Origin of the sequence: Marinimicrobium agarilyticum DSM 16975, from assembly GCF_000423345.1 — a bacterium.
Taxonomy (GTDB): domain Bacteria; phylum Pseudomonadota; class Gammaproteobacteria; order Pseudomonadales; family Cellvibrionaceae; genus Marinimicrobium; species Marinimicrobium agarilyticum.
On record NZ_AUHU01000006.1, the window covers coordinates 196,531 to 221,866 of the forward strand.

A 25,336-nucleotide genomic window follows, 5' to 3' on the forward strand; every position below is an offset into this window, starting at 1 on the left:
TTCGAAATGGTTATATGAGGTCGTCACACGTAAGGCGGATCGGTCAGGGTTTTCACCAACAAAGCGGTCTCCGGGTCGCAATCGACCGGGAGCTGCAGGCGGACGCGGTGGCCGGAGCCGGGGGCACGCGCTATCGGCCTCCCGGCGTTGTCTTCAAGGGCGGTCAATTCAAACGGGTACTTGCCTTCGGGGGTCAGCAAGTACAACCGCTCACCCACGGAAAAGCCATTCTTGGCTTCCACCTCATACCAGTCCCCAACCCGAGCCTTGGGCTCGGCGACCCACTGCTGAGCACCGTTGTGGTGCGCACGCTCCAGGTTCTGCAGGGATTCCGGACGCGCATGTCGGTCCAGCAGTCCGGCGGTGTACCCCCGATTGGCCAAACCTTCCAGCTCGCCCAGCAGCGACGGATCAAACGGCGTGCCCGCCGCCGCGTCATCGATGGCCCGCCGGTAGACCTGGGCCGTACGCGCTACATAGTAGGGTGACTTGGTACGCCCCTCGATCTTGAGCGAGTGCACACCCATTCGGGTGAGCTGCTCGACGTACTCCACAGCACGCAGGTCTTTGGAGTTCAGGATGTAGCTGCCGTGCTCGTCCTCGTCCATGGGCATCAGCTCTCCCGGGCGGGTTTTATCCTCCAGAACTACCGGCTCCCACTGCCCTATTTCGTTTTCCCGGGCGGGCGTGGCTTCGTATTTCCAGCGGCAGGCATTGGTGCAGGCTCCCTGATTCGGGTCCCGGTGGTTGAAGTAACCCGAGAGCATGCAACGGCCGGAATAGGCCATGCAAAGCGCGCCGTGGACGAACACTTCCAGCTCCATCTCCGGCACCTGCTCACGAATTTCTCCGATCTCCTCGATCCCCAACTCCCGGGATAGAATAATCCGCTCGATGCCCTGCTCCCGCCAGAATTCGACCGCCGCCCAGTTCACCGTGTTGGCCTGGACCGACAAATGCATGGGCATGTCGGGGAAGTGCTTCTTTACCAACCAGATGACGCCGGGGTCGGAGACGATCAGCGCGTCTGGCCCCATTTCGATCAACGGCGCCAGATGTTTGACTAGGGTGCGCACCTTGTTATTGTGCGGTGCGATATTGGTCACGGCGTAAAAGCGCTTCCCCTGGGCATGAGCCTCCCGAATGCCCAGGCCCAGGGCTTGCGGATCAAAGCTGTTGTTGCGCACGCGCAGGCTCATCCGGGGCAGCCCGGCATAGACGGCGTCGGCGCCATAGGCGAAAGCCAGACGCATCGCGCGCAGGCTACCAGCGGGGGACAGGAGTTCGGGAGCGGCGTTGGGCTGGCGCATTGAGCAAGAATCCTCTGGGAACGGGCGTATTCGTGGGTAAAAACGTAGGCATACTAACGATACACTGAGAGTAAGTGCTTGATTTGGCTCAACATCCGTGTATCAAATGGACGACGTACCCATAGGGAGGTAGCCGGGGTTATACCTAGGAGCCATAAACAAACGGGGCACTTTTGCGCTAGACTTAACAACACACTCACACCGAGCCCGGCCACCTAAGGCATTTTGCTAAGGCCGTCGGGCCGTTGCCCCTCACCCCACCGGGTGGATGGAGGTAACCAGGGTTGTTCGGGAAACCGGGCCGCCTCCCGTACTTGGAAAGGTGTTTCTATGCTGACTGACACATTTGATCGGCGCTTCAGTTATCTGCGCCTGTCTATTACCGAAGTCTGCAACTTTCGTTGCGACTACTGCCTGCCCGAGGGCACCGACTGTGGCCCCGAGGCCCGGGCCCACGACCTGTCGCTGGATGAAATCCGCCGGCTGGTGACCGCCTTTGCCCGCTTGGGGATGCGCAAAATCCGCATTACCGGCGGCGAACCTTCCCTGCGCAAAGACCTGACGGACATCATCGCTCTGTGCAAACAGACCCCCGGGATCGAGACCGTCGCGCTGACAACCAATGGCTACCGCATGACGAAGGATGTGGACGACTGGTATGCCGCCGGCCTGGATGCGGTCAACGTCAGTATTGATAGCCTGGACCACGCCAAATTCAAGATGATTACCGGGCACAACAAGCTTCAGAAAATCCTCGAAGGACTGGACCGGGCGGCTGAACTCGGCCTTCCCAGCATCAAAGTCAACAGTGTGCTGATGAAACACTACAACGACGATGCCATGGACGACTTTCTGGATTTTGTGCGCGAGCGGCCCATAACGCTTCGGATGATTGAGCTGATGCAAACCGGAGACAATCCCGAGTTCTTTGACCGGCATCATCTCAGCGGCGATGTCGTCATCGATCGACTCCGCCGCGAAGGTTGGCAGGAGCGCCTGCGCGGTCGGGATTCGGGCCCCGCCCGGGAGTTCTGGCACCCGGACTACGCCGGGGGCATCGGCATGATCATGCCTTACAGCAAAGACTTCTGTGCCACCTGCAACCGTCTTCGGGTCTCGAGCCAGGGGCAGTTGTTCCTGTGCCTGTTTGTCGATGAACACCAGAGCCTGCGTCACCTGTTGCAGTCGGATGACCCCGAGCCCGTCATGGCCTTCCTGCAAGAAGCCATCAAGGGCAAAGACTACAGCCACCACCTACATGAACAGAACGCCGGCGCCACCAAGCATTTGGCGATGATCGGCGGCTAAAAAACAGAGTTGGAGTAACACCGAATGGCCCACGCCCTGCCCAAAGAGAAGGTACCCTTGAACATCGCGGTACTGACCGTGTCCGACACGCGTACCTTCGAGAACGACACCTCCGGCCAATACCTGGTCGACGCCCTGAAAGAGGACGGACACCACCTGGCCGACCGGGCGTTGCTGAAAGACGACATCTATCAGATTCGCGCCCAGGTCTCCGCCTGGATCGCGGAGGCGGAGATCCAGGTGGTGCTGATTACCGGCGGCACCGGCTTTACCGATCGGGATTCTACCCCGGAAGCGATGAAGCCCCTTTTCGATAAAGAAGTCGAAGGCTTTGGGGAAATGTTCCGGCAGATTTCCTGGGAGGAAATTGGCACGTCCACCATTCAATCCCGAGCGCTGGCGGGGTTGGCCAACAATACCCTGATTGCCTGCCTACCGGGCTCAACAGGGGCCTGCCGGACGGGATGGACGAAGTTGTTGCAACCTCAGTTAGATGCTCGGCAAGGGCCCTGTAATTTTGTAGGGCACTTGGTTCGTTAATTGACCGACGGAGGTTGGAAAAGCTAACACTTCGTCGAGTTGAGCTCCGCCTGGACAGCCCATTCGTATGAGTATCGCCCGGGCCGCGAAGCAGAAGGCCTTTCAAGACACGCCGTAAATACGTCCCTGTAGGCTCGAATCGCGGGTCCCCCGCTCCACGGTCTTGAAAGGCCTTCTGCTTCACGGCCCTCTGTGCCACCAGCAAACTACGGCCGGGTCGGTCCGACGTTAGGAGCGAAGCGCATCCGCCGTTACTGTTGCTATCAGCTACTCCCCCGTGGCAATAATCCCCAGCTTGTTATAGACACTGCGCAAGACATCGTAATGCTCGCGAATGGAGCAGGCATCCCGGTTGCGCTTTTTAATACCCATCCGGGTCAGCTCGATATGCCACTTGGGCGTGACCCCGTGACGGGCCAGGGAGTGTTTGACGCAAGCCAGAGGACAGCCATCAATGGCGCAGATATCCCGCCCCGACTTGGCCACCTTGACCAGACTGGGAACATCACCGCCCACCCCGGCGATACAAGACATCTCGGCATGTCCCTCACGGTCCATGACTACAGCGACGTCATTCGCCAACTGAGCGACATTGGATCGGCCCGAACAGGCGTATACCAGCGGTTTCTGTGTGTCGTCCATAGTGTTACCCAAAACTGACAGCATGATAGGGTTACTTTACGCTCCCCTCAGCCCCTCGCTTTGACGCAAATCAACTGAAAGCGAGGCGCTGTCCTTTAGCCGCATTTCGACGCGCCACAGTTCAAGCAGGTTTTGCAGCCGTCCATAACAATCACCGCTTTGGTGTGGCACTTCAAACACAGCGTCGCCGTGGGTGGAAACTCCTCGCTGGCGTGCTCAATGCGGTGCTTCTGCTCGTACTCGATCTGTTTTTCCCGCAAGACTTCTTTTTGCGTCTCTGACAGGGCGTCTTCCTGAATCAGACCGATGCGTTTCATATGGGTTTCGATGGCGTCACCGATCTCTGCCACCAGTGACGGCATAAAGCGGCCTCCGGATTTAAAATAGCCGCCCTGAGGATCAAAGACCGCCTTGAGCTCTTCCACCAGGAAGGTGACATCACCACCCTTGCGGAAGACCGCAGAGATCACCCGCGTCAGCGCCACCACCCACTGAAAGTGTTCGAGGTTTTTTGAGTTGATAAACACCTCGAAGGGCCGGCGCACTTCATGGTCGGTACCGGGGTTCAACACCACATCGTTAATGGTGATGTACAGGGCATGATCGGACAGCGGCGTTTTGATTTTGTAGGTGCTGCCCTCAAGCGTTTCCGGACGTTCGAACTTCTCGTGCATGCGTTCAATGTCCGGCTCTTTCTCAGCCTCCGGCTTCTTGATAGAGAAGCCGGTGATCTTCTTGTCAATAACTTTGGCATTCATAGTTTAAAACTTCCCGTAGTAACCTTCTTTCAACGCTTCGTATAAGTTGGCCGCGGTGTGCATTTCACCGTCATACTCCACTTCTTCATTGCCCTTGAACTCCAGCTTCCGACCGTCTTCGAGCTCAAACACATAGGTGGTGTTTTCCAGATCCTGTTCTTTGACCAGAACCCCCTGGAACGCCTCCGGGTTAAAACGGAAGGTGGTACACCCCTTCAGCTCTTTTTCGTAAGCGTACAGATAAATATCCTTGAACCGCTCGTAGGCAATTTCCGTGGGTACGTTGATGGTCTTGGAAATGGAGGAGTCGATCCACTTCTGCGCCGCGGCCTGCACATCCACATGCTGCTCCGGGGTAATCTGGTCGGAGACCACAAAGTACTCCGGCAGGCCGGTCTCCCCAGGTTGGGGATACGGCTTGGCGTTGGGCTCCACCAGTTGGCGGTAGCGCAGCAGCTCATAGGAAAACACATCCACTTTTTCCTTGGATTTTTTGCCGCTACGAATGACATTGCGCGCGTAATGGTGAGCAAAGCTCGGTTCAATCCCGTTGCTGGCATTATTCGCCAGAGACAGAGAAATGGTACCCGTGGGCGCGATCGATGAGTGGTGGGTGAAGCGTCCGCCGGTTTCAGCCAGTGCGTCCACCAGTGCCGGCTCCTCTTCGGCAATCTGTTGCATATAGCGGCCATACTGCGTCCAGAGCACCTTACCGGGCACCTTGTCGCCCACCCGGTATCGCTCCGCCAGCTTCGGCTGCTTGGCCAACATGATAGGCGTGACCTCGAAGGTTTCTGCCATGATCGGTGCAGGCCCTTTTTCTTTCGCCAACGCCAGAGCTTCGCGCCAACCGGCCAGGGCAAGCTCCTTGCTCACCTGTTCGGTAAAGGCAACGGACGCCGGGCTTCCGTAAGGAATCGTCAACATGGTCAGCGCCGAACCCAGCCCCAGAAACCCCATACCGTGGCGGCGCTTGCGTTCAATCTCTCTCCGCTGCTCGGGCAACGCCAGGCCGTTGATTTCCACCACGTTGTCCAGCATTCGGGTAAAGATGGAAACCAGCTTTCGGAACTTTTCCCAATCGAACTCGGCGTTTTCAGTAAAAGGATGCTTGACGCACTGGGTCAGATTCACCGAACCAAGCAGGCAGCTACCGTAGGGCGGCAGGGGTTGCTCACCACAGGGATTAGTCGCGCGGATGTCTTCGCAGAACCAGTTGTTGTTCCACTGGTTGACCCGGTCGATCAGAATAAAGCCCGGCTCGGCGAAGTCGTAGGTGGAGCGCATGATCTGGTTCCACAACTGGCGGGCGGGGACTTTTTTATACACCTTGCAGGCCACCTCCCCCTGCTCATTGCGCAGGTACTTGTCGGCCAGGTGGTCCAGACGGCGCCAGACCACCTGCTCAACGTTATCACCATTGAGGCCTTCGCGCTTGAGGTCTTTTTCGGTGATGGGAAAGCTCAGCGGCCAGGTGGCATCGGCTTTAACCGCCTGGATAAAGTCGTCGGTAATCAACAAAGAGAGATTGAACTGGCGCAGCCGCCCGGCTTCGCGCTTGGCGCGAATAAACTCGCTGACATCGGGGTGATGCACGTCGAACGTGGCCATCTGCGCGCCGCGCCGGCCCCCGGCGGAGGAGATGGTAAAGCACATCTTGTCGTAGATATCCATAAACGACAGAGGGCCGGAAGTATTGGCGCCCGCCCCAGCCACATAGGCTCCCTTGGGCCGCAGGGTCGAGAACTCATAGCCGATGCCACAACCGGCCTTTAACGTCAGCCCCGCCTCCAGGTTTTTCTGCAGTATGTCTTCCATGGAATCACCAATGGTGCCGGAAACCGTGCAGTTAATGGTGGAGGTGGCGGGCTTGTAGGCCTGGGCACCGGCATTGGAAATGATTCGCCCGGCGGGGATGGCCCCGTTCTGCAGCGCCCATAAAAACTGCTCGCGCCAATGCGCCTTTCGCTTGGGCTCGATCTCAGCCAACGCGTCGGCCACCCGCGCCCAGGTGCCGTCAATGTCTTGGTCCACCGGCTGATCCTGATGATCTTTCAGACGATATTTCTGGTCCCAGATATCCTGGGACGCCGGTTGAAGTTCGACGGCGGGTTCGGTGATGTCCTTGGATTGCTCTGTCATTCGTTGCCTCTACTTAAATGTCGTCACTCGTCTTGCGAATTCGCGCTATCGCCCGGTTGCCTCAACCTGCACAATGCCGGCCATCTTGTGCCAGTACCCGTTGACATCGCCGGGGCTACGACCCTCGACCGACTCCCCCCGGCTGGCCGCGCGAAAGCGCGCTAACCACTCCAGCGTCCCCTCGGGCTCTGGACTGACGCGTAGCGCATCCACCAGCCGGTTCATTCCCGACACCTCATTGATCAGGTTATACCGGTCACCGGACTGGGTCTGTATACCGTTGAGCACAAACAACCGCTCACCCTCCTGATTGTAAACCGGTCGACCCGACGGGTATTTGATGCAGCACAAGTCGCACTGATCTTTCGGACGGTTCTCCGAGCGAGCGGTAAAGCAGCGGGCCGACCACGCCAAGGGCAAATGCCCGAAGCCCAGCACTTCGACCTCAAAAGTGTGGCGGATATCCTCGATGTCCGGATGGGACAGTATCTGAGACAACCACTCCCGGGACAGTTCCACCGGCATCAGCCAGCGCTGCATGCCAAATTGCACCAACTGGCGCAGGGTCTGGGGGTTGTAACAGTTAATCGCGGCACCGGCGACAAAAGGCAGACCCGCCTCGCGCAGCAGACCAATGGCCCCAACGTCATTCGCCTCAACGGTGAACTCGCCGTTATCGCAATATCGGCGCAGCTCGCGCAAGTCTGCCGGAGATTCCAACAAGGTCATGGTAGAGAGCACCACATCCTTGCCGGCTTCGCGTAACTGATGGGCCTGCGCCAGATAATCGTCGAGACGCCACTCCCGCCGCTTGGGACAGACGGTCTCCCCCAAGTACACGATATCGGCCTCGGATTCCGCCACCTGGGTATAAAAACGCTGCACTTGTTCTTTGGGCCAGAAGTACAAAATGGGCCCAACACTCATTTTCAACATTATCGCCAACTCCTGTGATAGGCCCCGATGGTGGTCTGATGGCCTTCGGAGAGCCCCGCCAGGGTGCTATCCCAGTCCCGGTTAACCCGGTAGCGCTCCGGGTCATTGAGCAGTCGGTCAATGGCCTGGCGCCAGACTCGCGTGACCTGTCCGACATAAGCCGGGCTGCGCTGACGGCCCTCGATCTTCACCGCCTTGATACCGTCTCCATAGAGCTCGGGCAACAGGCTCAGGGTGTTAAGGCTGGTGGGCTCCTCCAGGGCGTGATAGCGCTCTCCGTCCACCTCAAAGCGGCCCTTACACAGTGTGGGGTAACCCGCGTTCTCCCCGCCGGCGAAGCGATCAATCAGGTAGCCGTTCAGGCGTGACTCCAACACGCCCCGTTTTTCTTCCCAACGAACGAACTTGGCCGGTGAACAGGCGCCGGAGTTGTTGGGGGATTCGCCGGTCATGTAGGAGCTCAGGTAACATCGCCCCTCGGCCATAATGCACAGGCTGCCAAAGGCGAACACCTCCAACTCGGTACTGACGGTGTGCGCCAGTGCGGAGACCTGCTGCATGGACAGAACCCTTGGCAGTACTACCCGGGTCACGCCATAGACCTGACGATAAAACTCGATGGCAGCGGCATTGGTTGCCGAGGCCTGTACCGACAGGTGCCGCTCCACTTCGGGGTAGCGCTCAGCCGCGTAAGCCAGTACCGCCATATCCGCCAGAATCAACACATCCGCGCCCGCTTTCACCGCTTCGTCGACGGCCAGCTGCCAGCTTTCCCAGTCGGTGGGGTGGGCGAAGGTATTGATCGCCACGTGTAACCGTCGGCCCTGACGATGCACTTCCCGAGCCGCGTCGCGCAGCCCCTGGGTATCCAGGTTAAGGCCGGCAAAGTGGCGGGCATTGGTATCGCCGCGCAAGCCGACGTAGATGGCATCGGCGCCTTCTTTCAGAGCCATTTTTAACGCAGGTAAACTGCCTGCCGGGCAAAGTAATTCCACGATCTCGTACCTCCGATGTGTACCTCTTCAGGATAAGTGGCGCCGCCATCAGGCTTTGATAGCATGCTGATTCAGGAGGTGCTCCCCTATGACTGCCACTCAATCCCGCTCTACCACGTCTTCCACCCATCTTCATCGTTTTACCATTCTGGCTCGCTGGACTCATCAAACCCTTCCGGGGTTTGTACACCAACAGGCCTTATCAACGACCCTAAACCATGTTTTTGGCCGGGCCCTCAAGCAGGGTGAACTGGACTTTATGCGCGGCCGCCGTGTTCGCATTGTTGTGCCGGATATCCACCTGGACTTCTCCGTTACCCTACTCGCGCAACGGTTATACGTTTCCATGAAAGCCATTACGACTGATGTAACTTTTCGCGCCAACTTGCACGATCTGTTACGCGTCATCGCCGGGCAGGTGGACCCCGACACCCTGTTTTTTCGTCGCAAACTCGCCATTGAGGGAAATACCGAATTGGGGTTGGCCTTGAAAAATTTTCTGGACGGCCAGGCTCCTGAAGAGCTGATGCCAACACCGGTCTACCGTCTGGTGACTCACTTGGCCTCGGCGTAAGCCTTAGCCTACTGCCCGACGCCGTGTTCCGATATTCCCCCTAGGGCCTACCCCTTTGGGGGGATGACGGAAGGCCCACAAAGTATGCACAATGGGCAGGCAGTGACACACCCACTCCCCCTACCGAACGAGAGTCCGCAATGACAACCTTCGAGCTCAGCCACTTTGATGACTTTCTGGCCATCGCCAGCCAGCAAAGCGAACCGCAAAAACTGCTTTTGGTGTTGGCCAAACGCGAGCTTCCTCACGGGCACACTGAGGAACAGGCCCGGGCTTTTGCCGAAGGCCATGGTGGTCACCTGGCGCCATTGGCAGGCATTGACAAGCAGCCATCGGAGTTGGAAGGATTTACAGCCTTTGTTGAAGAAGCGAAGCAGGTAGGCAGTGAGTGGGACGCTGTGTTCGTGGCGGCACTACCCGGTACAGGAGACAGACTGCCCTCTACCAAGGAAATTGACGATGCCATCGAAAAAGTCATCCACGCCATCCGCAACGGCATGATCAATAACCTCTTGGTGTTTGATCGAAGCGGTACCCCATTGCAGATAAACCACGGCTGATACTCAATTTTTCAGCGCTCCCGTCCAAAGAAAAGCCAGTACACTCCCTGTACTGGCAGCCTGCGTTTCAGCAAGCCAAGCAAAGGACAATACCTGGTCTCAGCGTTGTCCACGAACGACTAGCGTAACCGCTCTGCACCTGCCTCGACCATTCCCCAAAATCGGCAGCCCCCAGGCACTCAAATTCCCTACCCCTTCACACCTCCCCGACGGTATCCGATTACGCATCGTAAATACCCCGCCAGACTAATAGATTTTTTGACTATATGAGTTCATTTTGGGCCCTCTGCGCAGAGGTAGATCAAAGCACCGCGCAGACTCGTGCAATGAAGGACTTTTCCCAATTCGAGCACGATAAGCAATAACACTCGACAATAAAATTGGAGGATCCAATGAACACAAACCGCAGTTTGGTTAAGAAACGCTTACTATCGGCCAGCATCGCCACCCTAATGGGTGGCTCTCTCGGCGCCCCGGCACTGGCTCAGGACGCCGGTCAACTTGAGGAGATCGTCGTCACCGGTTTACGCGCTTCTCTCGATCGTGCCATGGATATCAAACGAGACTCTTCGGGCGTGGTGGATGCCATTTCCGCGGAAGATATTGGTAAGTTTCCCGACTCAAACCTCGCTGAGTCCCTACAACGCATTACCGGTGTTTCCATTGACCGGGTAAACGGAGAAGGCTCGCAAATTACCGTGCGCGGCTTCGGCGCCGCCAACAATATGGTGACCCTCAACGGCCGCACCCTGCCCGCTGGCTACACTTATGGTGGCGGTAGCGGCGCCGGGGGTACTTCTGGCGGCGCGACCCGAGCTTTTGACTTTTCCAATCTCGCATCGGAAAGTGTGGCCGGTGTGAGTGTTTACAAAACCGGCCGTGCCTCTGTACCCACCGGCGGCATCGGTGCCACTGTCAACATTACCACCACCAAGCCCTTGGAAAATGACCCGCTGGAGCTGTCCCTGAGTGCGAAGGGCATGCATGACACCACCGTGAGTGACAGTGGCGAGGATATTACCCCGGAAATTTCCGGCTTATTTAGTTGGAAAAACAGTGCCAACACCGTCGGTCTCGCCGTCACGGCCAGCTATTCCAAGCGCGACTCCGCAACGGCTAACGCTGCCGAGAACAACTGGAACATGGCTTATTGGGACGCCGAGGCGCACGACGCCGGGGAAAACCAGGGCTTTAGCTGGATTCGAGACGGCGATGGAAACATCGCGGCGGAGATCAACGGCGAGCCCAAAGACGGCCAGTTATTTGCACGCCCCAACGACTTTCGGTGGGCCTACTCCGAGCGTCAGCGTGACCGAGCCAACGCGCAGATAACCGCTCAGTTTGCTCCCCGGGAGGATGTGACCGTTACGGTTGACTACACTTATGCGGATATGAAGATCTCCGAGCACCGCGGTGAGTGGGCGTTGTGGATCGGAAACGGCTCCAGCATTGAGCAAGTGGATTTCGACAGTTCCGCAGCGATCGCGGTGCCTTTGTATATTCAGGAAAAACTCAACAACAAGGATATGGGTTACGAACAACAATGGCGTGAGCAGCGCAACACCCTAAGTTCTTTGGGGGTCAATACCGAGTGGGACGTCAGCGATTCATTGACTTTAAGGTTTGACGCGCACGATTCGAGTATGGACAACATGCCCGACGGCCCGGGCCAGGCCGGTGAGATTGCCATGAGTGTGGGCGCCCCCATCGGTGAACGTCAGTATTTCTGGTTCGGTAACGACCTCCCCCAGGGCGCCTTCGATTGGGATGATAGTAACACCAACGACAATGACCGCTTTGACGAGCCCGACTTCGGGACCCAGCAAGGGCGGGTTTTCTATGCTTCCCAGGAAATGGACATCGCCCAGGTCCAGTTCGGTGGTACTCAATCATTCGACCAAAGCAGCCTGGACTTCGGCCTGGAATACCGGGAAATGGAGATGCGCCAGCAAAACTCCAACCGCCAGGTACAACTGGGCAACTGGAATGTCAGTAACCCGGGGGAACTGCACAACATTCTTCACCCCTTTAACTTTGCCGCTCAATACGACGACTACGACACCTCCAGAATGAGCACCGTCGGTATGCGGGCCATTGATGTATATGGATTGTGCCAACAGTCGCTGGGTATTTATGGGGGCTACGATGGCGAATGGAATTGCGCGGCACTTGACCAGCACCCCAACGACAACCGAGTGACCGAGGAGATTACCGCAGCCTTTGTCGAATACCAAAATAACTTCACCTTGGCCGGACTGGAGACCGACCTGTTGCTCGGCTTGCGTTACGAAGAAACCGAGGTAACCTCCTCCGCCTTGATGGAAGTTCCTCGGTATCGCCCTTGGGAGAGTGATAACGACTTCCAGACCACCGTATACGCAGATGACCAGAAATTTGTGGCCGAGGACCACAGCTATGACAACCTCCTGCCCAGCCTGGACTTGAGCGTTTCACTCACGCAGGACCTACTCGCGCGCTTCTCCGCCAGCCAAACCATCGCCCGCCCCAACTACGGCAACCTGTACGTTTCGGTCGGCAACTTCCAGCAGGACAACCCCACCTACCTCGGCGGGACGGCATCTGCCAGCAAGAACGATCCGAAACTCGACCCACTGGAGTCCACCAACATAGACCTGTCCCTCGAGTGGTACTTCGACGACAGCAGCTACGCCTCGGTCGGCTACTTCCGCAAGGACGTAGAGAACTTTATCGGTTCGGGCGTACGCAATGAGCCGCACTTTGGTATGCGGGACCCGAGTGCCGGACCGTTGGTCGAGCAGGCCGAGCAAGAGCTTGAAAACCGAGGCATCTCCGTCAACGCGGAAAGCCTGTTCACCATGACCGCCATTTTGGACAATCCCGGTGACTTCCCGGACGGCCCGGATACCATTGAGGTGGACAGTAGTAACGCCTCACAGCTGGACCCGACCTTTGTTGCGGACATGATTCAGGCATACGACATCGCCCCGAATGAAGACAGTCCCCTCGTCCAGTGGCGGACGACCTTCCCCATCAACCAGCGAGAAGCGGCTATTGACGGGATGGAGTTTGCATTCCAACACTTCTTTGGTGACACGGGTTTTGGTCTGCAGGCAAACTACACCGTGGTGGATGGCGATATCGGCTTTGATGACACCGCTGACCCGACGGCCGAACAGTTCGCTCTGCTGGGCCTGAGCGACACCGCCAACCTGATAATGATGTATGAAAATCGGGGCCTTCAGGCACGCCTGGCCTGGAACTGGCGCGACGAGTTCCTGCGCCAAACCAACCAGGGCGGTTCCAATAACCCGGTGTATGTGGATGAGTACTTTCAGTGGGACATGAGTGTGTCGTACGACATCAACGAGCAGTTCAGTGTCTTCTTTGAAGGCCTGAACCTGACCGAAGAGAATGTACGCTGGCGTACCCGCGACGCCCGTTTGACTCAATACCTTGAGGATCTCGGTGCACGTTACCAAGTCGGCGTTCGTTACAACTTCTAGGGAGAAAAAAGCAGGGGCGGCAAGAGCCGCCCCTCAATGCGGTAGGTGGCAGACCAGGAAAATTCGCCTGCCGGGCTAGCTACCCGGGATGTGAAAATAGTGCAGAACGGCATCGAATACAGTCTGATGCAGGCTTACGCGGAAGGCTTCGACATCATGAGAAACCGAGCGTCCGAGGCGCTGCCCTCCGGGGAGCGCTTTGCGTCTCAATCTGTCCGATATCGCCGAAGTTTGGCATCGTGGTCTCCTTCTGGTTGCTGGATCTGACGGCCCAGATACTGACCGGCGCCCCACACCTGGACGACTTCGCTGGCGAGGGACGCTGGACGATTAACGCAGCCGTTGATCAGGGTGTGCAGGCACCGCCACTGTCCGCAGCACTCTGAATAGATCGCTACCGGCTACTCATAATTCAGGCGTTCATGAAGTGCCTGCAAGGCATCCATGGCAGTGATGACACCCATGATTTTATTATCTTCGGTGACAAACACACGATGAATATGATGGTCGACCAGAGTGGCTACCACCTCGCGCAGACCGGCTTGTTCATCCACGGTAATAACCTCGGGCACCATAATCTGGTGCACGGTGCAGTTCCTATCCGCCGTCTTTACCCAGGCTCTCAGGTCTGACTCGTTGATTTCCTGGCCGCAACTGTCGCGGTAGAGGTTGCGCAAGGCATCACTGCGCTTTTCCTCATCCATGGTGTTAAAACGCACAATGTCACTCACGCTGACAACGCCCACCAGTTCGTGATCCGAGGCGATCACCGGTGCGGCGGAAATCTGTCGGTGAATAAAGAATTCCGCCAGGCGATGGATTGTCCAGCCTTCATAAGCGGTCAGCAGGTTGCTATGCATAATGTCGCGCGCATGCAGGCCCGCGATTGATGAGAGGGGCATAATACATTCTCCGGTTGCGTGGGCCCATAAAAGGACATTCAGTTCCAATCAGCGCAAACACTGCAAGTCCGATACCAGCTCCAGAAATACCCCACAAGCCCCATCATAGTGCCGAGACCCCGGCCAGAACCGAACCAACCTGGTGCATGCGATATCCCACAGGCTTCTAACTGCGCATTTTTGGTGCGAAGGCCCGGGGGTGTCGATGAACAATGCGAACGCCGAAGAACGCACACAACGTGCGTATAATACCCCCTCATCTGGCATCACCGTTTGAGAGTCTGCCCGCTATGTGCGAACTGCTGGCCATGAGCGCCAACACCCCTACCGACCTGTGTTTCAGCTTTACCGGCCTGACCCGCCGGGGCGGCGAAACCGGGCCCCACAAAGACGGCTGGGGCGTGGCCTTCTACGAGGGCAAAGGCGTGCGCTGTTTTCACGATGCCGGCGCCAGCGCTTCGTCGCGTATCGCCGAAGTGGTGCAGACTCACCCCATCAAAAGTGAAGTGGCCATTTGTCATATCCGTCAGGCCAATGTGGGCGCGGTCAGTCTGGCGAACACCCATCCGTTTACCCGGGAGCTCTGGGGCCGTTACTGGGTGTTTGCCCACAACGGCCAGCTGTCCGGTTTTTCACCCCAGCCCGGCTTCTACGAGCCGGTGGGTGACACCGACAGCGAAGCGCTGTTCTGCGATATGCTCAACCACTTGCGTCGGCATTGCGACAGGCACGCCGCGACTGAAGACGTGATTCGCCAATTGGTCCAACTCGCCGGAAGTTACGCCCGTCGGGGCGTGTTCAACCTACTGTTGAGCAATGGCGACTGGCTGTTCACCTACTGTTCCACCAAGATGGCCTGCATTACCCGCCGGGCGCCTTTCGGGCCCGCCCGATTGAAAGACGCGGATATGGTGGTGGACTTCGAGTCGGAAACCACGCCCGATGACATTGTCAGCGTCATCGTAACCGAGCCGCTCACCAGCGATGAAATCTGGGACATCTACCGGCCCGGAGAATGGCGGTTGTGGCGCCGGGGCGAAGTGGTCATGGCACAAGCCCCCACTGAGTGAGATTACCCACGGTGTCTTTCCGTCGATCACGCCGAAACAAGTGCTTATATCACTCAGCTCTTTACTTAAATCCAAACCATCTAATAGATGTATTTTTAATACACCTTAATACTGATAAGCTTCCGTCTCGAATGGACAGGAGGCTGCCTCATGACCCAACCCCGACATCACGACATTGTCATTATCGGCGGTGGCGCCGCCGGCACCAGCGTTGCCGCCTCGCTATTGCGCCAGCGTCCACAACTGGACGTGGCGGTGATCGAACCGAGCGACACGCACTATTACCAGCCCGCCTTCACGCTGGTGGGCGGGGGCACCTATAAGCTGGAAGACACGGCCCGTCCGCAGGCCCAGACCCTGCCCGCAGGCGCCACCTGGATTCGCCAGGCGGTCAGTGCCCTGCACCCGGAGCAGCGGCGGGTCCGCCTGGACGATGGCGTTGACGTGCACTATCAGACGCTGGTGGTCGCAGCGGGTATCGAGCTGAATTGGGCGGCTATTGAGGGGCTCCCAGAAGCACTCGGACACGGCGGTGTCTGCAGCAATTACGCCCCCTCCCTCGCCCGTTACACCTGGCAGTGCATCGATACGCTCAAAGCAGGACGCGCCCTGTTCACGCAGCCGGCCACGCCGATCAAATGCGCCGGGGCACCGCAGAAAATTGCCTACCTGGCGGCGCATCAGTGGCAGAAACGTCAGCAGAGCCACCACATACTGGCCGAGTTCTACAGCGGCATGGGCGCGCTATTCAGCGTACCGGACTTTGTTCCACATCTGCAGAATGTAGCCATTGACTACGGCATTGGTGTGAACCTAAAACACGACCTGATTCGGGTGGACGGCGAGCGACATCTTGCGACCTTCAAGGTCACCGATCAGGACGATCAGTCCCATGAAATCGAAGTGCCCTACGACCTGTTGCACGTCACCCCGCCGCAGCGGGCGCCCCGGTTTGTGCGCGAAAGCGCACTGGCCAATGAGGGCGGCTGGCTGAGGGTGGACGCCCACACACTCCAGAACCCCGATTACCCGGAAGTGTTCTCTCTGGGCGATGCCAGCTCCCTGCCGACGTCGAAAACCGCCGCCGCGGTTCGCAAGCAGGCCCCGGTGCTGGTCGAAAATCTGCTGGCGCATCTGGACCACCAGCCTCGGAGCGCACACTATGACGGTTACACCTCCTGCCCGCTCGTGACCGGCTATGGCGAGGTGATGCTCGCCGAATTTACCTACGGCGGCACCGTTACCCCAACGCTGCCACTGAATCCGTTCAAGCGCTCGCGCTTCTATTGGGTGGTAAAAAAGCACCTCCTACCGCCCTTCTACTGGGGTTATATGCTCAAGGGCAAAGAAGGCGACATTGCCCACAAAGTGCGGGCTTGATCCGCGTCGCCCCCTGTTTCAGAGCCGTCGGTTCTTTGTTTAGTAAACATCGATCTAAGGACGGCGGTCTATATTCATTGAGTTTTTGTTAGCCTGCCCCACCATCAGTACCACGGGATTGAAAAAGGGAGCCCAACTGCGGATGAATGCGTCCTTACCACCATCGCCATTGAGCGATGCTCAACGACAACAGATCGACGCCCTGGCCCGGGAGCTCAATGAGCAGCAACTGGACTGGGTGCAAGGCTATCTGGCCGGGTACCGCGCCGCCCAGCAGTCCGCAGGAGCGGCGCCCTCGGCCACTCAGCCTCAGGGCGCCAAGCTGACGGTTCTGTTTGGTTCCCAGACCGGCAACGCCGAAACCCTGGCAGAGCGTCTGACCGAACAGGCGCGCGCAAAGGGGCTTGAGGTCGAATGCCTGGATATGAACGATTTTCCCGTCCGGCGTCTGAAAAAGGAGCAGCGCCTGGCGATCATCAGCTCCACCCACGGCGAAGGGGACCCACCGGACAATGCCCTGGGGCTGCACGAATACCTCCACGGCCGCAAAGCCCCCAAGCTACCCCAGCTTCAATACGCCGTCTTATCACTGGGTGACTCAAGCTATGAGCATTTCTGCCAGACCGGTATCGATTTCGATGAACGCCTGGCAGCGCTGGGTGGCAAACGCCTCACGAAGCGGGTCGATTGCGATGTGGACTTTGACGAACCCGCGGACCAGTGGATCACCGCGTTGCTGGATCAGCTCTCCAGCGAACAGCCGGGGGGAGAACCCGGCCCATCACCAACAACTCCCCCCGCCAGTGTCTCCCAACCGCAAAGTCAGTACGACCGCAAGCACCCTTTTTCCGCACCGCTGTTGGACCGGGTGAGGTTGAATGGGCGGGGCTCGGGCAAGTCGGTGCACCACATTGAGCTGTCTTTGGAAGACTCGGGCCTGAGCTATACTCCAGGCGACTCTCTGGGCGTTTATGCCCAGAACGACCCCAGATTGGTGGAGCAGCTTCTGGCGCAAGCCGGCCTTGATGGCGAGCAAATCGTCACACTCAAAGACGAGTCCCTGACGCTTGCCCAGGCCCTGCAACATCATCTGGAGCTGACGCGCCTGACGCCACCGACGGTGCAACAATGGGCAAAACTGAGCGAGTCCTCCGAACTCCATACCTTGACAGAAAACAAACGCGAACTGATTCAATGGCTGCACGGTCGGGACCTGCTGGATCTATTGCAGAGCTTTCCGATCGAGGGACTGGATGCGCAAACCCTGGTGGACCACCTGCGCCGGTTGCCGCCGCGCCTCTACTCCATCGCCTCCAGCCAGGCCGCGGTGGAAGATGAAGTGCACCTGACGGTCGCCGCTGTGCGTTACGAGCAACGAGAGCGCGAACGCGAAGGCGTGGGGTCCACCTGGCTGGCGGACCGGCTGACACTGGACGACAATGCGCCGGTATTCATCGACCGGAACAAAAACTTCCGTCTGCCGGAGAACGGCGAGACACCCATCGTCATGATCGGTCCCGGCACGGGCATAGCGCCTTTCCGGGCGTTTATGCAGGAGCGTGAAGCGCTGGAGCAGCCGGGTAAAAACTGGTTGTTTTTCGGCGACCGCCGTTTTCGCACGGATTTTCTCTACCAGCGTGAATGGCTACAGTGGCGAAAGCAGGGGCTCCTCCACCGGCTGGATGTGGCCTTCTCGCGGGACGGCCCGGAGAAGGTGTACGTGCAACATCGCATTCGCGAAGCCGGCGGCGAACTCTGGCGCTGGCTGGAAGAAGGGGCGCACGTTTACGTCTGCGGTGATGCCAACGCCATGGCGCCGGATGTGCACGAAGCGCTGATCGATGTGGTGGCCAGCCAGGGCCACAGAAGTCGGGAAAACGCCGAGCAATACCTGCGTGAGATGACTCGAGACAAACGCTACCAACGGGATGTGTACTGATGAGTGAATCACTACCGGAAGCCGAACAGATCAAACGCGAGAGCCGTTACCTGCGGGGCAGCCTGCGCGAATCTCTGGCCGACAAAGCCACAGGCGCGCTGCGCGAGGAAGATACCCACCTGAGCAAGTTCCACGGTCTCTACCAGCAGGACGACCGGGACCTGCGCGAAGAGCGGCGCCAGCAGAAGCTCGAACCGCACTTTCAGTTTATGCTGCGCCTGCGTCTGCCCGGCGGCGTGGTCACCCCCCAACAGTGGTGGGGACTGGACCGCATCGCGGACGAGTACGCCGACGGCAGCCTGCGCTTAACGACCCGACAGACGTTTCAGTTTCACCGCGTCTTTAAAGAGGACCTGCCGTCCCTGATTCAGGACCTCGATGTACTCGGGCTGGACAGTCGCGGTGCCTGTGGCGATGTGAATCGCAACGTCGTGACCAACGTCAACCCGCACCTGTCCGCCAGCCACCAGACCGTGTATGAGGCTGCCGTACAGATCAGCGAACGCTTGAACTGGCGCTCGGCCGCCTATGAAGAGGTCTGGCTGAACCAGCCGGCAAAGCAGACCGACGACGAAGAGGAGCCCTTCTACACGCACCGCTACCTGCCCCGGAAATTTAAAGTGGCCATCGCTCTGCCCCCGCACAACGACTGCGATGTGCTGGCCAACGACATCGGCCTGATCGCGATTGAGGAAAACGGCAAGGTCATCGGCTACAACATTGCTGTAGGCGGCGGCATGGGCATGACCTACGGCGACCGGGCCACCTATCCACGCCTGGCCACCCCCGTCGGGTTTGTACCCGCCGATCAGGTGGTGGACGCCTGTGAAGCCATTGTCGCCATTCAGCGCGATCACGGTTGCCGTACCAACCGGGCTCACGCGCGCTTCAAGTACACTCTGGACGACCATGGGCTGGACTGGTTCAAGGAACAGTTTGCGCAGGTCCACGGCCAGCCCCTCGAAGACCTGCGGGATTACACTCTGACCGACAGCGGCGATCGCTTTGGCTGGACCGAAGACGACAAGGGCTTCCACCACCTCACCCTGTGCATTCCCAGCGGGCGCATTCGCGACTTCGAGCATCTCAAACTGCGCACGGCTCTACACGACATCGCCAAAATTCACTCGGGCGAGTTCCGCATTACCTGCAACCAGAACCTGATCATTGCCCGGGTCAGCGCCGAAGAGCGCGCGGCCATTCAGGAACGGGTGGATCATTACGCACTGGATGACGGAAGCCGGAGCACACCGCTGGCCCGCAACGCCATCTCTTGCGTGGCCTTTCCCACCTGCGGGCTGGCCATGGCCGAATCCGAACGCTACCTGCCCGAGCTGACCGGGAAAATCCACGCACTGATGGAAGCGGCCGGCATTGGGCAGGACACCATTCATCTGCGCGTCTCCGGTTGCCCCAACGGCTGCGCCCGCCCCTACCTGGGGGAGATCGCGCTCACGGGCAAAGCGCCGGGCAAGTACAACCTTTTTCTGGGCGCCGACACCGGAGGCCAACGCCTGAACCGACTCTACCGGGAGAATATTGATGAAAGCCAGATTCTGACCGACCTGAAACCGCTACTGGAACGTTATGCCCAAGAGCGGGAAGCCGACGAGGGCTTTGGCGATTTTCTGTATCGAGACGGCGTTCTGAGCGCCCACGCCGGCTCTGAGGACTTTCACCAGCCGCTGATTGCCCAGGGTTAAACCCCGGGCCTCCTTCGGGCGCAGTGAGTAAAGCGCTCACCCGTCGACAGGACTTGAGGCGCATTGGCGTCACTGGGGTTTGGCCTCCCCCTCTGAGCCCTGGTCCGCATCCAGTGATGCCTCCCGCTCACTGTTGTCCAGCAGGCGCTGTATACGTTCGCGCATAATCGCTTCGTGCAGTTCCATCTGGCGCTGTTCGTTGCGAAGGGACTTGAGCAGCGAGGCGGCCATAAACACCATCAAAATCATGAAAGGAAAGGCCGCCACAATCGATACAGTCTGCAGGGCACTCAAGCCGCCGCTGAGCAGAAGCACGCCCGCCACCAATACTTGAATGACACCCCAGGTAAGACGCATCGGTCGACTCGGAGAAAGCACACCCCGACTGGTAAACATGCCCAAGACAAAGGTGGCGGAGTTGGCTGAGGTAATCACAAACAACACAATCAGTACCAACATCAACGCACTGATCCAGCCGACCGCCGGCAAGTGCTCCAGCATCTGAAACAGTGCCGAACTCATTTCCCGACTGACGGCATCCCCCAGGGCGGCCCCTTCGAAGAGCTCAAAATAAAGCGAGGCGCCGCCGAACGTGGCAAACCAGACCGTGCTCAGCAGCACCGGCATACCGATGACACCCACCACAAATTCCCGAATCGTCCGCCCGCGAGAAATACGGGCAATAAAGCTGCCCACAAACGGCGCCCAGGAAAGCCCCCACGCCCAATAGAAAATCGTCCAGCGCGCGACCCAGTCCTCTCCGGTGTAGGGGGACATGACCAGGCTCATACCGATCATGTTGGAGAAGTAGTCGCCGATGGCATTGGTCATTGCCGCCGTAATAAAGTCCGTGGGCCCCGCAAAGAAAACAAACACCAGGATCACGGCCGCGAGGAGCATATTGGCGTCGCTTACGTAGCGTACGCCACTCTCCAACGGCGCCAGGGCGCAGAGCAGAAAAATGATTGCCACGCCCCCCAAAATGGCTAGCTGAGGTGCTACACCGAAACTCACCCCAAACACTGAGCCCAAACCGCTGTTGATCTGAATAATGCCCAGGCCGAGCGTAGTCGCCACACCAAACACCGTAGAAACCACCGCCAATACATTGATGGCATGCCCCCAACCACCATCGACATGGCCACCCAGACTGGAGCGGAAGGTTTCACTGATCAGCCCGGGGCGCTGTTGGCGAAAGCGCACATAGGCAATGGCAAGGCCCACCACGGCAAAGTTGGCCCATTGATGAAACCCCCAGTGAAACAACGAATACTGCATGGCCAGTTCCGCCGCCTGGGGCGTGCGGCCCTCAACCATCCCGAGGGGCGGGCTGACATAGTGAGTCATGGGTTCGGCAACCCCCCAAAACACGAGCCCGACCCCCATGCCAGCGGAGAAGATCATTCCGAGCCACGTCGGATATGAGAATTCCGGCGCCTCACCATCGGCCCCCAGGCGAATACGTCCGCTGTCGCTGACTCCAAGCGCCAGACAGAACACCAAGAAACCGGTGGTCACAAACAGGTAAAGCCAGCCGAAATGACGGGTGGTAAAGTCGAGAGCCCACCGGGAGCCCGCGGCAAGCTGCTCCGGCCAAAAAATACCGAGCGCCACAAAGGCCCCGAGCAGGAGCACTGACAGATAAAAAACCCAACCCGGTCTGTTCATATGAAATAGCCACTCCTGTTCGCCATTGTTTGAGACCCAAGGACTCACTTTCGCAAGCCTTTAAGCCAAGTGGTTGATTCCAGAACAAAAATACAACAAGACAAAGTGCATCAGGGCTCTCACTCTGGAACCCTGAGAGTGCCAGCAGTCTCACGTCATCTCAACCACAATGAATATTCGCGCAAACAGCAAAAGAAATGCATTGACAGTCGGTTTAAAGCCTGTACTATAGGTCGTGTTAGGAAGTTCTGATTTATATTGTAAAAACCTGTTCGATCCCTGCCAGTAGTTAGCCACTCAGTAGCACGTAATCGTCCTGTCTTTTTAAGTAATAGAATCTTTCCAGCAGCACCGGTCCATCTGGACCAACATCAATAGTTTATTATAGGTACGATTATGTCTACAGGCACAGTTAAGTGGTTTAACGAAGCAAAAGGTTTTGGTTTTATTGAGCAAGAGTCTGGTGCAGACGTTTTTGCTCACTTCAGCGCCATTGTCGGTTCAGGCTTCAAAACCCTGGCCGAAGGCCAAGCGGTCAGCTTCGATGTGACTCAAGGCCAGAAAGGTCTTCAGGCCGAGAACATTCAAGCTATCTAAGCAATTATTTGCCCGCATAGTTTTGAATTCAGCGCTCCGGCGCTGAGGTTCTGAAAAAGCGGCTCCCTAAGGGAGCCGCTTTTTTTATGTGTGAAGCGCTTGAAACAAACTTTGGTCTGGACGGCTCATGGGTTGTCTCGCGGCTCCCCCCGATCGCACTTTTTACAATCGAGTGGTTCGCCGAGCATAGCCACTCGTCCCATTTCGGTGAGCACCCAGGGGCGTTCCACCCAAGGCGGTTTGTGACGCACGTGCTGATTGTGGCCACAGCTCAGCTCCGCCACCCAGTGATCTTCTTCGTCTTTGTGATATCCGGTAATCGGCTGTTGCACGTTCCGCTTTATCCTCCCCGCATTTTTCCATACGCCAATTGTGAGCCGTTCGGCGCCCGATGTGATTGAACGCCTCAATGGGATGGAGCCCTCAATGCCGACTCGCGCGGTCGCCGGTTCTGTCGAACGGCCCGTTACTTCAACGCTCTTTGGTGGAGAGCTGCTCAAACCAGAACAATCTCGAATGCGCCTCATCACCAAGCGACTGGGGTGCCGGATTGGCGGTCTCTCCGGTCATCAGCTCTCGTAGCAGGTCCATACGAAACGCGCCGGACAATACATCCATCCGGCCATTCCCGTCGAGATCGGCCACCACCATGGGAACCATACCACGGTGATTGCCGGCAAGGGTCCGCGGCCGGAAATTCTGCTTGCCATCATTCTCGTACCAGATCATGGATTGGCGCTCGGGATCGTCCCAGTGATTAACCCAACTGCTGGCGATGACATCTTGATAACCATCACCATTGATGTCGGCCACCGTCGCCTTGGCGGCACCGTAATAGCGTCCAATGTCGTGATAATCAAACTTCAGGTTACCCCGATTGCGCAGCCACTGTACCCCATGATAAGGCTTGGGGTCGTTTTGTGTATCGAAAGCATCACCGTTGGTCATTATCAGGTCCGGCCGGCCATCCTGGTCCAGGTCCGCCGCCTGCAGTTGGGTAAAACCGTACATGGGGTGGGGCGCCCGGGCAATTTCCAAGGGGCGGTACTGGCCCTCCCCCGCGTTGATAAAGGCCATCACCACTTCGTGCTCCTGGGCGATAAGAGTGACCAGGTCCTGTCGGCCATTGCCATTGAGGTCCACGGGGACCACATTCAGAGCGCCACTCAAGCTTATCAAATCGTGCCGCTCAAACCGCCCGTCACCTCGATTTTCGAGCCACAGCACACCCCCCAGGTTATCCCCCCCAAACACCGCCACAGCCAGATCCAACCGTCCGTCATCATTCATATCCAGCACCTGCACATCGGCGATTCGACCAAGGCCTTCGTAGAGTAGCTGTTTGTCCAGATTCCCCGCCTCATCCTGCGCCAGTAGATACAGTTTGCCCTTCAGGCGGCCGCTCGGGGGCAACTCCCCGAGGTCTGCCACCACGATATCCATCCGGCCATTGCCCGTGTAATCCAGCACCCGCGTTTGAATCGGCAGCGTAAAAGTGGCCAGAGGCGTTTCCCGCCAACGTATCCGATCATTGCCCTCAGCCTCCAGCAAGGTCAGTTGCTTTCGCTCGCCATCACACACCAGAAAAGCGTGCGCTGAGCGGCGACCAAAATCCTTCGGTGCCACCGGCTGAATATTGAGTATTTGGGGTACGGCGGAACGCCCGCCAATACGCTGAACAGTCCACTGGCGTTCGTCTTCGGAGCGCGTAAGGGTAGGAAGCACGGGTAGCGCTTCGGGGCTTGAGCCGTAGTAAAGCGCTTTGATATGAGGGACGGCCTCGGAGGGAATCGCCTCCCCGCCAATACGCTTCTGCGCCAAGTCCACCATAGTATCGATAACGCCCGGCCAGCTGCGCTTGGGCAACAAGGAGGGGGAAGGTAGAGCGTGACAACCACCACAGAAACGCTCGGCCAGCTGGACAACGTCTTCCGCGGACTTGGGCTCTGACGGGGCGGCCGCATCCGACGCCTGGGCGGGTGAACCCAATGCATCCAGAAGTACCGCGCCCGACAGTAGCACAACGGCAAGAGTGTGGCGCCAGCGGACCGAAAAGACACAGGTCAATCGGCTTAAAAAAACTGAATTTCGATTCGATACGTTCATGCTCACTCCTTGAGCGCAGCTAACCATAATACGCCCGGGCAAGCACTACCCCAAACAGAGTAACGGAGTAAGGTCAGGCCCCACCGTCGAGGCTCACAGCCTTCACAGCGCCAGTCACCGGCTGATTCAGCCCCTCCTGTCGGTGAACCACCTCACCCTTGGCATTGAGCACAGCAATCACATTGCTGTGGTCGTAGCCGCCACTGGGGTTCTTGCGGTAGCGAACGCCCAGCAAAGCCGCCAGCGTGCGCACATCCGCCGCCGAGCCTGTCGCGAAATGCCAAGCCTCGCCATCGGCGCGCACACTCTGAGCGTACTGGTTCAACGCCTCGGGAGTGTCGCCTTCGGTGTCAAAACTCACCAGCAACAACGCCGCTTGCGAACGCCGCGCTTCGGGCAACGCTTGATAGATACGCTTCACATCCTGCACGAGCACCGGGCAAGCGGTCGTGCAACTGGCGTATAACATCGTGATAATGACGGGCCGCCCCGCCAAATCTGCCAGCGTCAAAGCGTCACCACGATGGGTCTGCCATACGGCATCCAATTGGTGAAGCGATCCCTCCGGGACCCGGGAGGTCATGGGCAGCGGCGTGTGCGGCATGCCACTGTGCTGGTCGTGACCGTGATGTTCGCGCCCGGTCTGATCAAACCCCAAGGCACTCATGCCAGTGAGACCCAAGAGTGCAAAAAGCAGCCCCTTCAACATCGACGATTTCAT

At 58.2% G+C, this 25,336-nt stretch carries 23 protein-coding genes and 1 riboswitch; of the genes, 12 read left to right on the forward strand and 11 right to left on the reverse strand.

Annotation, left to right across the window (positions count from 1 at the left end):
* Positions 1-23: 23 nt before the first annotated feature.
* A complete protein-coding gene (gene trhP, locus G547_RS20620) occupies positions 24-1,310 on the reverse strand; it encodes a prephenate-dependent tRNA uridine(34) hydroxylase TrhP (protein ID WP_036187667.1) in 1,287 nt (428 codons plus the stop codon).
* Positions 1,311-1,497: 187 nt separating this feature from the next.
* A riboswitch (molybdenum cofactor riboswitch) is annotated at positions 1,498-1,651 on the forward strand.
* Here trhP and moaA point away from each other — a divergent pair.
* The gene (gene moaA / locus G547_RS0108045) at positions 1,641-2,618 is read left to right on the forward strand and encodes a GTP 3',8-cyclase MoaA (protein WP_027329416.1); all 978 of its coding nucleotides are present in this window, start codon (positions 1,641-1,643) and stop codon (positions 2,616-2,618) included. It overlaps the preceding riboswitch by 11 nt.
* Before the next feature lie 24 nt (positions 2,619-2,642).
* Complete coding sequence (moaB, locus tag G547_RS0108050; protein WP_027329417.1) at positions 2,643-3,158, forward strand: molybdenum cofactor biosynthesis protein B; 516 nt, start codon at positions 2,643-2,645, stop codon at positions 3,156-3,158.
* A gap of 267 nt (positions 3,159-3,425) precedes the next feature.
* On the opposite strand, the gene G547_RS0108055 is transcribed toward moaB, so the two are convergent.
* The 5 genes from G547_RS0108055 to ubiU form a co-directional block, all read right to left on the reverse strand.
* Positions 3,426-3,800: a putative zinc-binding protein gene (locus tag G547_RS0108055; protein ID WP_027329418.1), complete on the reverse strand. Its 375-nt coding sequence runs from the start codon at positions 3,798-3,800 to the stop codon at positions 3,426-3,428.
* A gap of 95 nt (positions 3,801-3,895) precedes the next feature.
* Positions 3,896-4,558, reverse strand: coding sequence for a TSCPD domain-containing protein (locus G547_RS0108060; protein WP_027329419.1), 663 nt, complete (start codon positions 4,556-4,558; stop codon positions 3,896-3,898).
* A gap of 3 nt (positions 4,559-4,561) precedes the next feature.
* Positions 4,562-6,700 (reverse strand): adenosylcobalamin-dependent ribonucleoside-diphosphate reductase, encoded by a 2,139-nt coding sequence (locus G547_RS0108065; protein ID WP_027329420.1) that lies wholly within the window; start codon positions 6,698-6,700, stop codon positions 4,562-4,564.
* 45 nt (positions 6,701-6,745) lie between these two features.
* Complete coding sequence (locus G547_RS0108070) at positions 6,746-7,636, reverse strand: U32 family peptidase (protein ID WP_342664683.1); 891 nt, start codon at positions 7,634-7,636, stop codon at positions 6,746-6,748.
* Positions 7,636-8,631, reverse strand: a complete 996-nt coding sequence (ubiU, locus tag G547_RS0108075; RefSeq protein ID WP_027329422.1) for a ubiquinone anaerobic biosynthesis protein UbiU — start codon at positions 8,629-8,631, stop codon at positions 7,636-7,638. The genes G547_RS0108070 and ubiU overlap by 1 nt, the downstream gene beginning before the upstream one ends.
* Before the next feature lie 88 nt (positions 8,632-8,719).
* Between ubiU and ubiT the strand changes: the two genes are divergently transcribed.
* The 5 genes from ubiT to G547_RS23655 all read left to right on the forward strand — a co-directional run bounded on the left by ubiT (position 8,720) and on the right by G547_RS23655 (position 13,636).
* A complete protein-coding gene (gene ubiT, locus G547_RS20625) occupies positions 8,720-9,205 on the forward strand; it encodes a ubiquinone anaerobic biosynthesis accessory factor UbiT (RefSeq protein WP_051235056.1) in 486 nt (161 codons plus the stop codon).
* A 140-nt stretch (positions 9,206-9,345) separates the two neighbouring features.
* Positions 9,346-9,765: a hypothetical protein gene (locus G547_RS0108085; protein WP_027329423.1), complete on the forward strand. Its 420-nt coding sequence runs from the start codon at positions 9,346-9,348 to the stop codon at positions 9,763-9,765.
* A gap of 392 nt (positions 9,766-10,157) precedes the next feature.
* The gene (locus G547_RS0108090) at positions 10,158-13,250 is read left to right on the forward strand and encodes a TonB-dependent receptor (protein WP_051235058.1); all 3,093 of its coding nucleotides are present in this window, start codon (positions 10,158-10,160) and stop codon (positions 13,248-13,250) included.
* Positions 13,251-13,349: 99 nt separating this feature from the next.
* Positions 13,350-13,517, forward strand: coding sequence for a hypothetical protein (locus tag G547_RS24040; RefSeq protein ID WP_211224528.1), 168 nt, complete (start codon positions 13,350-13,352; stop codon positions 13,515-13,517).
* On the forward strand, positions 13,490-13,636 hold the full coding sequence (locus tag G547_RS23655; protein WP_211224533.1) for a hypothetical protein: 147 nt from the start codon (positions 13,490-13,492) through the stop codon (positions 13,634-13,636). Before G547_RS24040 ends, G547_RS23655 begins: the two co-directional genes overlap by 28 nt.
* Positions 13,637-13,651: 15 nt before the next feature.
* Here the strand turns inward: G547_RS23655 and G547_RS0108095 are convergent, their stop codons facing one another.
* Positions 13,652-14,152 carry a CBS domain-containing protein gene (locus G547_RS0108095; RefSeq protein ID WP_051235060.1) on the reverse strand — a complete coding sequence of 167 codons (501 nt, stop codon included), beginning with the start codon at positions 14,150-14,152 and terminating at the stop codon, positions 13,652-13,654.
* Positions 14,153-14,442: 290 nt separating this feature from the next.
* Between G547_RS0108095 and G547_RS0108100 the strand changes: the two genes are divergently transcribed.
* The 4 genes from G547_RS0108100 to G547_RS0108115 all read left to right on the forward strand — a co-directional run bounded on the left by G547_RS0108100 (position 14,443) and on the right by G547_RS0108115 (position 20,244).
* The gene (locus G547_RS0108100) at positions 14,443-15,222 is read left to right on the forward strand and encodes a class II glutamine amidotransferase (RefSeq protein ID WP_027329426.1); all 780 of its coding nucleotides are present in this window, start codon (positions 14,443-14,445) and stop codon (positions 15,220-15,222) included.
* Between the two features lie 150 nt (positions 15,223-15,372).
* Positions 15,373-16,602 (forward strand): NAD(P)/FAD-dependent oxidoreductase, encoded by a 1,230-nt coding sequence (locus G547_RS0108105; RefSeq protein ID WP_027329427.1) that lies wholly within the window; start codon positions 15,373-15,375, stop codon positions 16,600-16,602.
* 142 nt (positions 16,603-16,744) lie between these two features.
* On the forward strand, positions 16,745-18,541 hold the full coding sequence (locus G547_RS0108110; RefSeq protein WP_027329428.1) for an assimilatory sulfite reductase (NADPH) flavoprotein subunit: 1,797 nt from the start codon (positions 16,745-16,747) through the stop codon (positions 18,539-18,541).
* Positions 18,541-20,244, forward strand: a complete 1,704-nt coding sequence (locus tag G547_RS0108115; protein WP_027329429.1) for an NADPH-dependent assimilatory sulfite reductase hemoprotein subunit — start codon at positions 18,541-18,543, stop codon at positions 20,242-20,244. Before G547_RS0108110 ends, G547_RS0108115 begins: the two co-directional genes overlap by 1 nt.
* A 69-nt stretch (positions 20,245-20,313) precedes the next feature.
* Here the strand turns inward: G547_RS0108115 and G547_RS0108120 are convergent, their stop codons facing one another.
* Entirely contained in the window at positions 20,314-21,912 is a 1,599-nt protein-coding gene (locus G547_RS0108120) for a BCCT family transporter (RefSeq protein WP_027329430.1), read from the reverse strand.
* Positions 21,913-22,308: 396 nt separating this feature from the next.
* Between G547_RS0108120 and G547_RS0108125 the strand changes: the two genes are divergently transcribed.
* Positions 22,309-22,509: a cold-shock protein gene (locus tag G547_RS0108125; RefSeq protein WP_027329431.1), complete on the forward strand. Its 201-nt coding sequence runs from the start codon at positions 22,309-22,311 to the stop codon at positions 22,507-22,509.
* A gap of 125 nt (positions 22,510-22,634) precedes the next feature.
* On the opposite strand, the gene G547_RS0108130 is transcribed toward G547_RS0108125, so the two are convergent.
* The 3 genes from G547_RS0108130 to G547_RS20635 all read right to left on the reverse strand — a co-directional run bounded on the left by G547_RS0108130 (position 22,635) and on the right by G547_RS20635 (position 25,336).
* Complete coding sequence (locus G547_RS0108130; RefSeq protein WP_027329432.1) at positions 22,635-22,841, reverse strand: DUF3565 domain-containing protein; 207 nt, start codon at positions 22,839-22,841, stop codon at positions 22,635-22,637.
* A gap of 139 nt (positions 22,842-22,980) precedes the next feature.
* A complete protein-coding gene (locus G547_RS20630) occupies positions 22,981-24,615 on the reverse strand; it encodes an FG-GAP-like repeat-containing protein (RefSeq protein ID WP_051235061.1) in 1,635 nt (544 codons plus the stop codon).
* Positions 24,616-24,688: 73 nt separating this feature from the next.
* Positions 24,689-25,336, reverse strand: a complete 648-nt coding sequence (locus G547_RS20635; RefSeq protein WP_051235063.1) for an SCO family protein — start codon at positions 25,334-25,336, stop codon at positions 24,689-24,691.

Excerpts from the sequence above, each read along its gene's own strand:
- trhP (WP_036187667.1), bottom strand. The coding sequence starts at position 1,310 with ATGCGCCAGCCCAACGCCGCTCCCGAACTCCTGTCCCCCGCTGGTAGC.
- moaA (WP_027329416.1), top strand. The coding sequence starts at position 1,641 with ATGCTGACTGACACATTTGATCGGCGCTTCAGTTATCTGCGCCTGTCT.
- moaB (WP_027329417.1), top strand. The coding sequence starts at position 2,643 with ATGGCCCACGCCCTGCCCAAAGAGAAGGTACCCTTGAACATCGCGGTA.
- G547_RS0108055 (WP_027329418.1), bottom strand. The coding sequence starts at position 3,800 with ATGGACGACACACAGAAACCGCTGGTATACGCCTGTTCGGGCCGATCC.
- G547_RS0108060 (WP_027329419.1), bottom strand. The coding sequence starts at position 4,558 with ATGAATGCCAAAGTTATTGACAAGAAGATCACCGGCTTCTCTATCAAG.
- G547_RS0108065 (WP_027329420.1), bottom strand. The coding sequence starts at position 6,700 with ATGACAGAGCAATCCAAGGACATCACCGAACCCGCCGTCGAACTTCAA.
- G547_RS0108070 (WP_342664683.1), bottom strand. The coding sequence starts at position 7,636 with ATGTTGAAAATGAGTGTTGGGCCCATTTTGTACTTCTGGCCCAAAGAA.
- ubiT (WP_051235056.1), top strand. The coding sequence starts at position 8,720 with ATGACTGCCACTCAATCCCGCTCTACCACGTCTTCCACCCATCTTCAT.
- G547_RS0108085 (WP_027329423.1), top strand. The coding sequence starts at position 9,346 with ATGACAACCTTCGAGCTCAGCCACTTTGATGACTTTCTGGCCATCGCC.
- G547_RS0108090 (WP_051235058.1), top strand. The coding sequence starts at position 10,158 with ATGAACACAAACCGCAGTTTGGTTAAGAAACGCTTACTATCGGCCAGC.
- G547_RS0108095 (WP_051235060.1), bottom strand. The coding sequence starts at position 14,152 with ATGCCCCTCTCATCAATCGCGGGCCTGCATGCGCGCGACATTATGCAT.
- G547_RS0108100 (WP_027329426.1), top strand. The coding sequence starts at position 14,443 with ATGTGCGAACTGCTGGCCATGAGCGCCAACACCCCTACCGACCTGTGT.
- G547_RS0108105 (WP_027329427.1), top strand. The coding sequence starts at position 15,373 with ATGACCCAACCCCGACATCACGACATTGTCATTATCGGCGGTGGCGCC.
- G547_RS0108110 (WP_027329428.1), top strand. The coding sequence starts at position 16,745 with ATGAATGCGTCCTTACCACCATCGCCATTGAGCGATGCTCAACGACAA.
- G547_RS0108115 (WP_027329429.1), top strand. The coding sequence starts at position 18,541 with ATGAGTGAATCACTACCGGAAGCCGAACAGATCAAACGCGAGAGCCGT.
- G547_RS0108120 (WP_027329430.1), bottom strand. The coding sequence starts at position 21,912 with ATGAACAGACCGGGTTGGGTTTTTTATCTGTCAGTGCTCCTGCTCGGG.
- G547_RS0108125 (WP_027329431.1), top strand. The coding sequence starts at position 22,309 with ATGTCTACAGGCACAGTTAAGTGGTTTAACGAAGCAAAAGGTTTTGGT.
- G547_RS20630 (WP_051235061.1), bottom strand. The coding sequence starts at position 24,615 with ATGAACGTATCGAATCGAAATTCAGTTTTTTTAAGCCGATTGACCTGT.
- G547_RS20635 (WP_051235063.1), bottom strand. The coding sequence starts at position 25,336 with ATGAAATCGTCGATGTTGAAGGGGCTGCTTTTTGCACTCTTGGGTCTC.